This is a genomic window from Ectothiorhodospira marina, from assembly GCF_900109495.1.
GTDB classification, from domain to species: domain Bacteria; phylum Pseudomonadota; class Gammaproteobacteria; order Ectothiorhodospirales; family Ectothiorhodospiraceae; genus Ectothiorhodospira; species Ectothiorhodospira marina.
Genome location: NZ_FOAA01000010.1, coordinates 88,986 through 101,743, shown reverse-complemented (window position 1 = coordinate 101,743; position 12,758 = coordinate 88,986). Strand labels below are relative to the sequence as shown.

Sequence of the window (12,758 nt, the reverse complement as noted above, 5' to 3'; positions counted from 1 at the left end):
GGTCAGGCCTCCGCCTTGTCCTTGTCGTTGGTCTTGGCGGGCGCGGGCGTCTCCTTGGCCTCGGCCTGCTGGGCGCGTTTCTTCTTGGCCGCCTCCCGTTCTGCCTTCTTGCGGGCCGCCGCCTCGGCCTTGGCCTGGGCCTCGGCCTCCTGGCGGGCGCGTCGTTGCTGGGCCAGTTTCTTCAGTTCCTCCTGGCGACGCTGCTGCTCGCGCCGATCCCCCAGTACGCCCTTGGCATGCTGGAAGTACTGCACCAGCGGGATATGGGAGGGGCACACATAGGAGCAGGAGCCGCAGGCCACGCAGTCCATCAGCCCATGGGCCGCGGCGCCGTCCATGTCCTCGCTACGAATGCGCGAGGCCATCTCCAGGGGCATCAGGCCGCAGGGACAGGCGGCCACGCAGCGCCCGCAGCGGATGCAGGGCATGGGGTCGTCGATGTTGATCTCGGCGGCGGTGAGGGCGATCAACCCGTTGGTGCCCTTGACCACCGGCACCTGGGCATGGGGCATGATCTGGCCCATCATCGGGCCGCCCATGAGCAGTCGCGCCGGGGTCTCCCGGGTGCCGCCGCAGTAGGCCAGCAGCTCCTCCACCCGGGTGCCCAGGGGCACCTCCAGGTTTGCGGGTCGTTGCACCGCGCCGCCCCCCACGGTGACGATGCGGCTCACCAGCGGCCGACGCATGCGCACGGCCCGGTGCACCGCGTAGGCCGTGCCCACGTTGTGCACGATCACGCCGATGTCGGCCCCCAGCTTGCCCGCCGGGATCTCGCGGCCGGTCACCGCCTTGATCATGTGTTTTTCCGAGCCCATGGGGTAGCGGGTGGGCACGGACATGGCTTCCAGATGATCCATTTCGTAGAGGTGTTCCTGGAGGGCGGCCAGGGCCTCGGGCTTGTTGTCCTCCACCACGATCAGGGTGTGCCGGGCGCCCAGGGCATGGCGCATGATGCGCACACCGTCGATGACTTCCTGGGTGCGTTCGCGCATAAGGCGGTCGTCGCAGGTGAGGTAGGGTTCGCACTCCGAGCCGTTGATCACCAGGGTGTCGATGGTGTGGCGACTGCCCAGGTTGAGCTTGATGGCGGCAGGAAAGGTGGCACCACCCATGCCCACCACACCCGCCTCCGCGACGCGCTGGGCGATCACTTCCGGCTCCAGATTGAGGGCGTGCTCGGGCTCGGGTTCGTCTGTCCAGCGGTCCTCGCCGTCGACTTCAATGACGATGGTCTGCACCGGCAGACCGCTGGGGTGTGGGGCCGGATGCGGCTCCACGGCCACCACCGTGCCCGAGGTGGGGGCATGCACCGCCGCCGAAACAGGTCCGCTGCCGGCGGCGATCATCTCACCCTTGAGCACCTTTTGGCCCGCCTGCACCCGGGGCTGGGCGGCGGCCCCGATGTGCTGCTGCACTGGCACATACAGGCGCTCGGGCAAGGGCAGGGTCTGAATGGGCAGGTGACTGGTGGCCTGCTTGCGGTCTTCCGGGTGCACGCCGCCCTGGAAACCCCGGCGCTTGAAGAGGAATGAGAGCATGGCGGTCACCTCAGCGGGCTTGGGGTTTGGACCAGCGCCAGGTGCGCAGGGTGGGGGGTTCCGGTACCAGCACCAGACCGTTGGTGGGGCACACCTCCACGCACTTGCCACAGCCGTTGCAGGCCTCGGTGAACACCGTGTGGATCTGTCGGTTGGCGCCCATGATGGCGTCGGTGGCGCACACCTTGTAACAACGGGTGCAACCGTTGCATTGGTCCTCCTTGATCCGGGCGTAGACCGGTGCCTCTTCCTCCATGCCCGACAGATCCACGCTCACCGAGAGCTTGTCTGCCAGTTGCTGGGCCAGGGCCTTGCCGCCTGGTGGGCAGAGGGTCACGGGGGCCTCATGGGCGGCCAGGGCCTGGGCCGCACTGGGGCAACCGGGCAGGCCGCACTGGCCGCAGTTGGTGCCCGGCAGCATGGCCTCGATCTCGTCCACCAGGGGGTCTTTCTCCACCTTCAGGTACTTGGCGGCCATACCCAGGGCATAACCCAGGAGCAGGCCCATGGCGGTCAGGACAACGATGGCTGCGTACATGGTGTGATCTCCTGTTCGGGGGCGTCAGGCGAAGTCCAGGCCGGCAAACCCCATGAAGCCCAGGGACAACAGCCCGGCGACAATGAAGGCAATGGGGGCGCCTGCGAAGGCCGCCGGCACATTGTTCACGGCCAGGCGCTCGCGCAGGCCGGCGAAGATGACCATCACCAGGGTGAACCCCAGGGCGGCACCGAACCCGAAGGTCACGCTTTGCAGAAAACCATGACCTTCCTGGATGTTGAGCAGGGCCACGCCCAGCACGGCGCAGTTGGTGGTGATCAGTGGCAGAAAGATCCCCAGCACCCGGTGCAGGGCCGCGCTGGTCTTGCGGATGACCAGTTCGGTGAACTGCACCACGGCGGCGATCACCAGGATGAAGGAGAGGATGCGCAGAAAGCCCAGGTCCAGGGGCGCGAGCACGAAGTACTCCAGCAGCCAGCCGGCCACCGAGGCCAGGGTGAGTACGAAGGTGGTGGCCAGGCCCATGCTCAGGGCTGTGTCCAGCTTGTTGGACACCCCCATGAAGGGGCATAGCCCCAGGAACTGCACCAGCACCACGTTGTTCACCAGGGCCGTGCCCAGCAGTAGCAACAGAAACTCCGTCACGGTGTTCACCTCGCTTGGATTGAGGGGGTTTCTGCATCTTGCGTGCCAAGGGGTGATGCACCCTTTAGACGCACCATTCATGGGGATTTGCCGTGGGTTTGCACCGACATGGTGCGATTCGGGCTGTGAGGATCGCGACAGCCAGGGCGACCGGTCCGCAGGGATGTGAGGTAACCGACAATCCCTCCATCACCCGCCAGTCGGGGCCGTTCGCGAACGGCCCGCGCGGTGCGTCCGGTGTGGGTGGCCTGTCGGGTGGGCGCTGCATCCAGGGCGCCGGAATGAGCACAGGTCCAGGATCGAGGCATCGGTGGCCCGGCTCTTGCATTAGAGACAGGCACACCGCTGCATCACCAAGAGACCTCGCCATGACCCGACCCCATCACCCCTTCCAACCGGCCAACGATCACACCATCCGCGTCGGCGAGGGCGCGCTGCCGGCCCGGCTGTTCTTCGAAGCGGTGGAACAATCCTCCATGGCCATCTCCATCACCGATGCCAAGGCGAACATCCTCTATGCCAACCCCGCCTTCACCCGCGTGACCGGGTACGAGGCATCGGAGGTCATGGGCGAGAACGAATCCCTCCTCTCGGATCGCCGTACCCCCAGCCTGGTCTACGAGACCCTCTGGGGCCGCCTGCGCCAACTCAAGCCCTGGACCGGGGTGCTGGTGAATCGCCGCAAGGATGGCAGCCGCTACCTGGCCGAACTGAGCATCGCCCCGGTGCTGGATGCCCAGGGGCACCTCACCCATTACCTGGGCATGCACCGGGACGTGACGGAGATGCATCAACTGGAAGAACAGGTGCGCCATCAAAAGGCCCTGATCGAGTCCGTGGTGGATGCCGAGCCGGTGGTCATCGCCCTGCTGGACGAGGCGGGCAAGGTGGTGCTGGACAACCAGGAGTACAAGAAGCTGGCGGGGGACATGCGCGGCCAGGAACCCGCCGAGGCCTTCCTCTCCGCCCTCTCCGAAAGCATGGGTGAGGCCTTTGAGAAGGCCCGCAGCAGCGGCCAGGGCTTCGTGGATCACGAGGTCCAGTTCGACCCGGGCGCCGGTCATGCGCCCCGTTGGTTCTCCTGCTCCGGCACCTGGATCCGTGAGCGGGACAGCAGCGCCGATGCCTTCTTCGAGCCCCGCAAGGTGGAATACCTCATGCTGGTGGCCAAGGAGGTCACCGAGCTCAAGCGCCAGCAGGAGGAGATGCGCATGAACGCCCTGCGGGCCCTGACCGCCGAGAGCGAACTGGTGGAGAGCATGCGCGAGACCCTGACCGGCGCCATCTACCAGATGCAGGGCCCGGTGAACATGATCGCCGCCGCCACCCAGTTGCTGGAACGTCGCCAGGGAGAGGGCGCGACCGATCCCCTGCTGACCGTCTTGCAGGACGCCCTGGCCTCGGGTCGCCAGGCCCTGCAGACCCTGGAGAACTGTGTCCCCGAGGAGCGGGACGAGGCCATCGCCCCGGTCAACCTCAACGGCCTGCTGCGTGAAGTCCTGGGCCTGTCCACCCGGCGCCTGCTGACCTCCGGCGTGGTGGTGGACTGGGACCCGGCGCCGGTGCTGCCCAATGTGCTGGGCCGGGAAGGGCGGCTGCGCGGGATGTTCAAACAGCTGGTGGACAACGCACTGGATGCCCTGGATGACAGCGGCACCGGCCAACGCGAGATCCGCATCGCCACCCGGGCCCTGGAGGATGGGGTCCAGGTGATCATCCAGGACTCGGGGCCGGGCATCCCCGAGTCCATGCGGTTGCGGGTGTTCGAACCCTTCGTCAGCACCAAGGGCCGCAGTGGCGGCGGGGCAGGGATGGGCCTGCCCATGGTGCAGGAGGTGGTGAACCAGCACGCCGGTCTGGTGGAAGTGGACCCCTCCTGTCAGCAAGGCTGCCGCATCCGCCTGGAGTTCCCCAATGCCTCACAGCGCAAACTCTGAATTGGACTCAGGAAGACCCATGGTGATTTCTCCCTCGGCAGTTGGTACGACGGGGCGCTCGCGCGCCCACGTGATCGAAATGCATCTGGACACGCTGTATCAGGTGAGTCAGGTGCTCAGTTGTTCCTCCGGATTGCAGGAGATCCTCTCCGGTGTGCTCCATGTGCTGCATGAGTCTTCGGACATGCGCTGCGGCATGGTGTCGCTGCTGGATCCGGGCAGCGGCGAACTCATGGTGGGCGCTGCCCATACCGGCACGCGGGAGAAGGTGGAAAAGGTGCGCTATCGCCCCGGCGAGGGCCTGATGGGGGCCATCCTCAAGGAAGGGGACACGGTCATGGTAGGTCGCATCGCCGATGAGCCCCGGTTTCTGGATCGCATGGGTCTCTACGCGCCGGATCTGCCCTTCGTGGGGGTGCCCATCCGGGTGGGTGAGGACAACCCCATTGGCGTGCTGGCCGCCCAGCCCAGTTGTGGGGATGATGGCCTGCTGGAGGAGCGCGCCCGCTTCCTGGAGATGGTGGCCAACCTGCTGGCCCAGACCGTGCGTCGCGCCTGGGACCTGGAACAGGAGCGCCGCGCCCTCACCGACGAGCGCGACCGCCTGCGCCGCCAGGTGCGGGGCGGCTACCATCTGGACAACGTGGTGGGGCACTCCAAGGAGATGCGCCGGGTGTTCGAGCAGGTGCGCCAGGTGGCCAAGTGGCACACCACGGTGCTGGTGCGCGGCGAGACCGGCACGGGCAAGGAGCTCATCGCCAACGCCATCCACTACAACTCACCCCGGGCCAACGGACACTTCGTCAAGCTCAACTGCGCGGCCCTGCCGGACAACCTGCTGGAGAGCGAGCTGTTCGGACATGAACGGGGCGCCTTCACCGGGGCCGTGTCCCAGCGCAAGGGGCGTTTCGAGCAGGCCGATGGGGGCACCATCTTCCTGGACGAGATCGGCGAGATCTCCCAGGCCTTTCAGGCCAAGCTGTTGCGGGTGTTGCAGGAAGGCGAGTTCGAACGGGTGGGTGGAACGCGCACCCTCAAGGTGGACGTGCGCGTGATCGCCGCCACCAACCGGCCCCTGGAGGAGGACGTGGAACGGGGGGATTTCCGGGAAGACCTGTATTACCGGCTCAACGTCATGCCCATCTTCGTACCCGCCCTGCGCAATCGCAGCGAGGACATCCCGGATCTGGCCCGATTCCTGGTGGACAAGCTGGCCAAGGCCCAGGGGCGCCCGCTGGATATCACCGATAGCGCCATCCGCACGCTCATGCGGCATGAATGGCCGGGTAATGTGCGCGAGCTGGAAAACTGCCTGGAGCGGGCCGCCATCATGAGTGAGACCGGCACCATCGACCTGGATGCCATCAACCTCACCGGCCTGGAGGACAAGCTGCCGCTGGGTCGCAAGCCGGAGCCCGAGGTGGAGGTGGACCTGGATGACCCCGACCTGGATGAGCGTGAGCGGGTGATCGCCGCCCTGGAGCGGGCCGGCTGGGTGCAGGCCAAGGCCGCCCGCCTGCTGGGCATGACGCCCCGGCAGATCGCCTATCGCATCCAGACCCTGAAGATCCGGGTGAGGCAGTTCTGATTGTCCCCTTCACCACAGCCTTTTCTGTGACATGTGCAACACGGACCGGGTCTTTGGGTGGTAATACTATAAAAAACAATCGCTTATATTTATTAAATTTCAGGCACGCCGTTTGCATTAACCCTCCCAAGACCAACCTTTCCCACCGCGAGACCGGCGGGCACCCCCAACGGGAGGACCGTGATGGACCTGAAAATCAAAAAGCTCAGCGATATTCCCGTCATCAAGCAGGCCGTCACCCCAGAGGGCGGGTGCGCAACCAGTGGCTGCGGCAGCGCCAATGACGCCACACCGGAATTGCCCCAGGCCATTCGCGAGAAGATCCAGGATCACCCCTGCTACTCGGAAGAGGCCCATCACCACTTTGCCCGCATGCACGTGGCGGTGGCCCCGGCCTGCAACATCCAGTGTCACTACTGCAACCGCAAGTACGACTGCGCCAACGAATCCCGCCCCGGCGTGGTCTCGGAGGTGCTCAAGCCGCACCAGGCCGTGAAAAAGGCCCTGGCCGTGGCGGCCAGCATCCCCGAGATGACCGTGGTGGGCATCGCCGGCCCCGGGGATGGCCTGGCCAACCCCACCCGCACCTTCCAGACCTTCCGCGGCATCCGCGAGCAGGCCGACGACATCAAGCTGTGCCTGTCCACCAACGGCATGGCCCTGCCCGAGCATGTGGATGAGCTGGTGGCCCTGGGGGTGGATCACATCACCATCACCATCAACAGCGTCGATCCCGAGGTGGGTGCCCGGATTCATCCCTGGGTGATCTGGGAGAAGAAGCGGGTCTTTGGCATGGAAGGGGCGCGTCTGCTCATCCAGCAGCAGCAAAAGGGCCTGGAGATGCTGGTGGAACGTGGCGTGCTGGTGAAGGTGAACTCGGTGATGATCCCGGGCATCAACGATGAGCACCTCAAGGAGGTGTCGCGGGTGGTGAAGGCCAAGGGGGCCTTCATGCACAACATCATGCCGCTGATCTCCGAGCCCGAACACGGGACCTATTTCGGTCTGAACGGCCAGCGCGGCCCCACCCAGGCCGAGCTCAGCGCCCTGCGCGATGCCTGTGGAAGTGACATGAAGATGATGCGCCATTGCCGACAATGCCGCGCCGACGCCGTGGGTCGGCTGGGAGAGGATCGCGGTGCCGAGTTCACCGCCGACCGGATCGACGAGATGGAGGTGGACTACGCGGGCGCCCGGGAACGACGCGACCAGGTACAGGCCGCCATCCGTCAGTCCATGGGGGCCAAACGGCTGGCCGGCGCGGCCCGCTCACCCATCGCATCGCCGACCGGCAAGCCCGCCGCGCGCCCGGTGCTCATGGCGGTGGCCACCCAGGGTGGTGGCGTGATCAACCAGCACTTCGGGCACGCCCGGGAATTCCTGGTCTACCGGGCCTCACCCGAAGGCGTGCGCTTTGAAGGCCATCGACGCGCCGATCTCTACTGTTCCGGCCCCGATGAATGCGGTGACCGGGAGCAGGTCCTGGCCAGTACGCTGCGCTCCCTGGAAGACTGCGAGGTGTTGCTGTGCTCCCGCATCGGCATCGAACCCTGGTCCATCCTGGAGTCTGCCGGCATCACCCCCAACCCCAACCACGCCATGGAGCCCATCGAGGACGCCATCCTTGCTGTGTACCAGGAGATGCTGGAGGCCGGCCAGCTGGCCCCGATGAAGGAGGGCAGCAACAGCCTGATGGCCGAAGTCTCTTGAGTCTCTCCTTGAAATCCCTCCTAAAGCCCCTCTCCCCTCCGGGGAGAGGGGTTGGGGTGAGGGGCGGCGGCGCCCCCCCAGACAAAGAGCCCCTCTCCCCCCTAGGGAAAGAGGTTGGGGTGAGGGGAGCGCCCTCCCGGGCTCAGGCCGCCTACCTGGCCCTGGCCATCGGCGACGCCCTGGGCGCCACCGTGGAATTCATGATGCCCAGGGAGATCCAGTACAAGCACGGCGTGCACAAGGACCTCATCGGCGGCGGCTGGCTCCACCTCAAACCCGGCGCCATCACCGACGACACCCAGATGAGCCTGGCCCTGGGCGATGCGATCATCCAGGCGGGCGGCCTCCACGCCCCCACCATCGCCGAGGCCTTCAGCCAGTGGATGCGCTCCCGCCCCGTGGACATCGGCCACACGGTGCGCCGCGGCATCATCCACTACCGCCGCACCGGCCAGACCCAAGTCCCCCTGAACGACAACGACGCCGGTAACGGCGCCTGCATGCGCGTCCTGCCCATCGCCCTGGCCACCCTGGGTGAGCCACGGGAGACCGTGGATGCCGCCTGCCGCCTGCAGGCCCACATCACCCATCACCACCCCTTATCCGACGCCGGCACCCAGTGCATCGTGGCCATGGTGCAGATGGCCCTGCAGGGCGCCAGTCAGCGGGAGCTGCTCCAGGGGCCGGTACAGGCCCTCATCCAGCAGCACCCGGAATTCCACTTCCGCACACGCCGCGAGGAAAACCCCAGCGGCTTCATCGTCCACACCCTGCGCGCCGTCTTCCAGGCCCTGTTCGACACCGACACCTTCGAGGACTGCCTGGTGGACGTGGTGAACCGGGGCGGGGACGCCGACACCACCGGCGCCATCGCCGGGATGGTGGCTGGCGCGCTCTATGGGCTGGAGGCGATACCCGAGCGTTGGGTGAAGGGGCTGGATGCGGAGGTGAAGGAGCAAATGATGGTGCAGTTGAGTCGATTAATATAGGAGTATAGGAGGTATCTATATCCGTCCCGTTTTGAAGTCTTTCACATTTTCAAACATTACAGCTTGCGACCTTGGTGGATATGTGGAGAATAGAGTTCGTCGCCACCGAAGGCACTCAGGGATGAAACAGGCTGTAAGTCATGGATGATCCAGTGGATGGGTCTTGCCGCGCGACATAGGCCTCGCCGCATGGATTGCGGCGAGGCCTGACTTTTTTGGGTTAGGATTTTCCTGAAACGGGGACCCAATGAGTTTTTCAGGTGGTCTGGCTCGTTGGTCTTGATAGGAGATGGTCTAGAACATCGCCTCAGACAGTTTAGCGTGACGATGGTCTGCCTGGGCGGCGCTGCTCGATTCGACGGCCTATGATCTTCTCTACTTCGTCCACGAATTGGTGATTGCCCGTGAGTTGGCCGCGTTGGACCGCTTCTCGCATCAGTGATAGTTCGTTCTTCGGCACGCCCTGCGCTACGAACCGGGCGTATCGTGCGCGCCGCTCCATCTCGCTTCCAGCCAGACTCAGGTAACCGGGGTCGGTGTTGATCCAGCATGTTTCATGGCCCATGCGCTGCTGGTAGCTGGACCAAGGGTGATCTCCTACGTTGGACACCATCCCCGCGCGGACCGGGTTGAGTTCGATGTATCTGGTGCAGGCGAGCAGGTAGGTATCCGTCTGAACAGGGCTGGATTTATAACGCCCTTCCCACAGAGTGCCAGACCTTCTCTCCAGCCGATTACGCCGGCGCGTGGCCCTGGCTGCAAGCGCCTTCATCAAACAACCCATGCTGGCCACTTCTTCGCCCGGATCCACCAGCAGGTGCACGTGGTTCGTCATCAGGCAGTAGGCGTGTACCCGAATATCCAGCATGCCGCTGAGCTCGCGTAAATCTTCCAGATACCACTCGTAATCTTCCGCGATGACGAACACCGTCTGTCGGTTATGTCCCCGCTGCACCACATGGTGCGGTGTATGCGGCAATACCACACGCGCCATCCTTGGCATACCGTTCCCCCAGAGTTAAAGGTGCTACGTTCTTATCCACACAGGGAAAATAAATATGTCCCCATTCGCTCAGGTTATTTTTTCTACGCCTAAACTGCAAGCGTGGATAGCCGCGTGATCATGGAAGGGGAGCTTGGTATGCATCCGGGGGATGAGCGTGTTTATCTGTCCCCTTTTGAACCGCTTCACAGTTCGGCACATTCAAGTTGTATCATTACGGTAAATATGGAGAATGAGTCCTGTCGCCATCGATGGCAGTCAGGGATGAGCAGGTAGTCATTCAGGGATGATCCAGCGGATGGGTCTTGCCGCGCGACATGGGCCCCACTACATGGATTGTAGCGGGGCCCAACCTTTTTGGGTGCTTATAAAAATATATAAGCTATATACCGGGGTTATCTGTCCAGGCCTGGTCTGATTTATCCTCTCCCTTTCAGCGGTTGCTGGGAGAAAATAAATCTGTCCCCATTTTATGGGCGGAAGGCGATTTGCTGGACGAAGTCCACTTCGTTGATATCGTACGGGCGGCGCATGTCGCCGTAGCGTTCCACGTTGACGAATCCGGCGTCTTCGAGCAGGTGGGTGAGGTAGTCCTGGCGCAAGGGGTACATGTTGAGTTCAAAGCGGGCGCCATCGGAGAAGACGTAGTTGAACTTGGCCAGGCTGCGGTGCAACTCCACCGGTCCCACGTCCACGTTGTTGCCGGTGTAGCAAAAGGCGTGTTTGGAGCTGTAGCCCTGGTCCAGCATGGCGTCGTAGTTGCGTTGATCGATGATGAGCATGCCACCTGGGCGCAGGATGCGGAAGATGGCTCTCAGGGCGGTTCGACGATCTTCGTGATCGAACAAATGGGTGAAGGAGTTACCCAGGCATACCGCGGCATCGAATCGTTCGGTGCCCAGGGTTTCGTCCAGTGACAGCCAGTCGACGGCCTTGGCCTCGGCAAATTTGACGCCGTAGCTCTTGGCGTTTTCCTGGGCCTTGGCCAGCATGTTTTCGGATCCATCCACTGCCGTGACCTCGAATCCGTACTGAGCCAGGGACACCGCGTTGACACCGGTCCCGGTGGCGATATCGATGACCTGCTTGGCGCCGTGGGCGTGCAGGTGACGATTGTAAAAGGCACCTTCCCGGGCCAGACGTGCTTCCCACCCCACCAGGTCGTCCCAGTATTCAGCAAAACTGCGCGTGTACTGCGTGAAGTGATTGCCAGTGTTCGCGTTGAGTGCCTCGGTCATGTGAAAGCTCCTTGTTGGCTTGGTGTGAAATCGGAGCGCTATTGTGGGTGGGTTCTCATGACCGATACAGATGCAGTTTGCGCGAATCATGGGCGGTACAGTTTTGTTATGCTGTACCGATGACGGGCGAGAAACTCTACCAGCAGGTGGCGGCGCTGCTTGAGCAACAGATCGAGCAGGGTACCTACGTGGCCGGTGATCGCCTGCCGGGGCTGAGGCAGCTGCGACAGCATTTTGGTGTCAGCATGGCCACCATGGTGACGGCCTGCGAGGTGCTGGAACAGCGCGGGATCCTGGAGGCGCGTCCCCGCTCCGGGTTCTATGTGTGCAGTCAGCCGGACTCGACCCCTCTTCTGGAAGAACCCTGCAATGAGCTTGACGGCCCCAGCCTGGTCACGGGGCAGGAGCGGGTGCTCGAACTGGTCCAGTCCCATAACGACCCCTCCATCCTGTCACTGGGTGCCGCGGCCCCACCTGCGGAATGTCTGCCGGTGGCCGCGCTGGATCGCAGTTTTGCCCGGGTGCGGCGCACCCGGCGTGATAGCGTCAGCGCCTATGACTTTCCACCGGGCAACCTGGAGTTGCGCACGCAGATTGCCAAGCGTATGGGGTATGCCGGCTGTACCGTGGGACCCGATGACATCGTGCTCACGCAGGGATGTCAGGATGCGCTGACCTTGAGCCTTCGGGCGGTGGGGTCGCCCGGAGATGTGGTGGCCATTGAGTCGCCTACCTTCTACGGCATCCTCCAGGCCATCGAGTCACTGGGCATGCGGGCCCTGGAGATCACCACGGACCCTGCGGAGGGCATGTCACCCCAGGCGCTGGAGCGGGCCTTGGTCACATGGCCTGTCCGTGCCTGCGTGATGATGCCCAGCTTCGGCAATCCCCTGGGTCATCTGGCGTCCGACGCGCGCAAGGAGGCACTGGTGAATCTGTTGGCGGACCATGAGGTGCCGCTGATCGAGGATGATGTCTACGGGGAGCTGTGCTTCAAGGGGCCGCGTCCCTGGGCGGCCAAGGCCTGGGACACCCGCGGGAATGTGCTCTACTGCAGTAGTTTCTCCAAGACGCTGGGTGCGGGGTTGCGCGTGGGCTGGGTGGCACCGGGGCGGTATCGCGAGCGGGTCACCTATCTCAAGTACGCCACCAGTCAGGCCACGGCGCCCATGGAGACCCTGGCCGTGGCCGACTATCTGGAGCGGGGGGGCTATGAACGTTACCTGGGCCAGGCGCGGCGCTATTACCAGCGACAGGTGCGACGGGTGACGGATGCGGTGCTGCGTCACTTCCCGCGGGGCACGCAGGTCACGCGCCCCCGGGGTGGGTTCGTGATCTGGGTGGTGTTGCCCGAGGGGCACGACAGCCTGGAACTGCAGCGCCAGGCCCTGGACGCAGGCATGAGCATCGCCCCAGGCCCGTACTTCTCCCCCAGCGGTCGCTACCGGCGCTGCCTGCGCCTGAACTGCGCGTTACCCCGGTCGGTGGACGTCGAAACAACGCTGTCACGGCTCTTCTAGAAGTCCTTTCTGGCATGGGCTTCGCGGCCGGGGGCCGCTCCCACGGGGGATTCTCCCAGAAAAGGTGTCTGTCCCCGTTTTGCTTTTTGGC

At 64.3% G+C, this 12,758-nt stretch carries 11 protein-coding genes; 5 read left to right on the top strand and 6 right to left on the bottom strand.

All coding sequences use genetic code 11. The annotated features are described in order from the left end of the window. Positions 1-2: 2 nt before the first annotated feature. From rsxC to BMY52_RS15185, 4 genes are all read right to left on the bottom strand, one after another. The gene (gene rsxC, locus BMY52_RS09805) at positions 3-1,538 is read right to left on the bottom strand and encodes an electron transport complex subunit RsxC (RefSeq protein ID WP_090253898.1); all 1,536 of its coding nucleotides are present in this window, start codon (positions 1,536-1,538) and stop codon (positions 3-5) included. A 10-nt stretch (positions 1,539-1,548) separates the two neighbouring features. Next, positions 1,549-2,076 carry an RnfABCDGE type electron transport complex subunit B gene (locus tag BMY52_RS09800; protein WP_090253896.1) on the bottom strand — a complete coding sequence of 176 codons (528 nt, stop codon included), beginning with the start codon at positions 2,074-2,076 and terminating at the stop codon, positions 1,549-1,551. A 24-nt stretch (positions 2,077-2,100) separates the two neighbouring features. Further along, entirely contained in the window at positions 2,101-2,682 is a 582-nt protein-coding gene (gene rsxA, locus BMY52_RS09795; protein ID WP_090253962.1) for an electron transport complex subunit RsxA, read from the bottom strand. Positions 2,683-2,759: 77 nt separating this feature from the next. Beyond that, positions 2,760-2,990 carry a hypothetical protein gene (locus BMY52_RS15185; RefSeq protein ID WP_143050460.1) on the bottom strand — a complete coding sequence of 77 codons (231 nt, stop codon included), beginning with the start codon at positions 2,988-2,990 and terminating at the stop codon, positions 2,760-2,762. Between the two features lie 60 nt (positions 2,991-3,050). On the opposite strand from BMY52_RS15185, the gene nifL reads away from it, so the two are divergent. From nifL to draG, 4 genes are all read left to right on the top strand, one after another. Then, positions 3,051-4,619 carry a nitrogen fixation negative regulator NifL gene (gene nifL, locus BMY52_RS09790; protein ID WP_090253894.1) on the top strand — a complete coding sequence of 523 codons (1,569 nt, stop codon included), beginning with the start codon at positions 3,051-3,053 and terminating at the stop codon, positions 4,617-4,619. A gap of 19 nt (positions 4,620-4,638) precedes the next feature. Continuing rightward, the gene (gene nifA, locus BMY52_RS09785) at positions 4,639-6,207 is read left to right on the top strand and encodes a nif-specific transcriptional activator NifA (protein WP_245740766.1); all 1,569 of its coding nucleotides are present in this window, start codon (positions 4,639-4,641) and stop codon (positions 6,205-6,207) included. Between the two features lie 183 nt (positions 6,208-6,390). After that, complete coding sequence (nifB, locus tag BMY52_RS09780; RefSeq protein ID WP_090253892.1) at positions 6,391-7,917, top strand: nitrogenase cofactor biosynthesis protein NifB; 1,527 nt, start codon at positions 6,391-6,393, stop codon at positions 7,915-7,917. Between the two features lie 119 nt (positions 7,918-8,036). Next, positions 8,037-8,906 carry an ADP-ribosyl-[dinitrogen reductase] hydrolase gene (gene draG / locus BMY52_RS09775; RefSeq protein ID WP_090253890.1) on the top strand — a complete coding sequence of 290 codons (870 nt, stop codon included), beginning with the start codon at positions 8,037-8,039 and terminating at the stop codon, positions 8,904-8,906. Positions 8,907-9,222: 316 nt separating this feature from the next. Here the strand turns inward: draG and BMY52_RS09770 are convergent, their stop codons facing one another. Then, on the bottom strand, positions 9,223-9,909 hold the full coding sequence (locus BMY52_RS09770; protein ID WP_177169926.1) for a transposase: 687 nt from the start codon (positions 9,907-9,909) through the stop codon (positions 9,223-9,225). Positions 9,910-10,379: 470 nt separating this feature from the next. Further along, positions 10,380-11,147, bottom strand: a complete 768-nt coding sequence (locus tag BMY52_RS09765) for a class I SAM-dependent methyltransferase (protein ID WP_090253888.1) — start codon at positions 11,145-11,147, stop codon at positions 10,380-10,382. A gap of 119 nt (positions 11,148-11,266) precedes the next feature. Here BMY52_RS09765 and BMY52_RS09760 point away from each other — a divergent pair, with 119 nt between their 5' ends. Further along, entirely contained in the window at positions 11,267-12,667 is a 1,401-nt protein-coding gene (locus BMY52_RS09760) for an aminotransferase-like domain-containing protein (RefSeq protein ID WP_090253886.1), read from the top strand. Positions 12,668-12,758 lie beyond the last annotated feature (91 nt).

Bases quoted from the DNA above. Each gene is read 5' to 3' on its own strand.
- BMY52_RS15185 (WP_143050460.1), bottom strand. From the start codon at position 2,990: ATGCCTCGATCCTGGACCTGTGCTCATTCCGGCGCCCTGGATGCAGCG.
- BMY52_RS09765 (WP_090253888.1), bottom strand. From the start codon at position 11,147: ATGACCGAGGCACTCAACGCGAACACTGGCAATCACTTCACGCAGTAC.
- nifB (WP_090253892.1), top strand. From the start codon at position 6,391: ATGGACCTGAAAATCAAAAAGCTCAGCGATATTCCCGTCATCAAGCAG.
- BMY52_RS09800 (WP_090253896.1), bottom strand. From the start codon at position 2,076: ATGTACGCAGCCATCGTTGTCCTGACCGCCATGGGCCTGCTCCTGGGT.
- rsxC (WP_090253898.1), bottom strand. From the start codon at position 1,538: ATGCTCTCATTCCTCTTCAAGCGCCGGGGTTTCCAGGGCGGCGTGCAC.
- nifA (WP_245740766.1), top strand. From the start codon at position 4,639: ATGGTGATTTCTCCCTCGGCAGTTGGTACGACGGGGCGCTCGCGCGCC.
- BMY52_RS09770 (WP_177169926.1), bottom strand. From the start codon at position 9,909: ATGCCAAGGATGGCGCGTGTGGTATTGCCGCATACACCGCACCATGTG.
- BMY52_RS09760 (WP_090253886.1), top strand. From the start codon at position 11,267: ATGACGGGCGAGAAACTCTACCAGCAGGTGGCGGCGCTGCTTGAGCAA.
- nifL (WP_090253894.1), top strand. From the start codon at position 3,051: ATGACCCGACCCCATCACCCCTTCCAACCGGCCAACGATCACACCATC.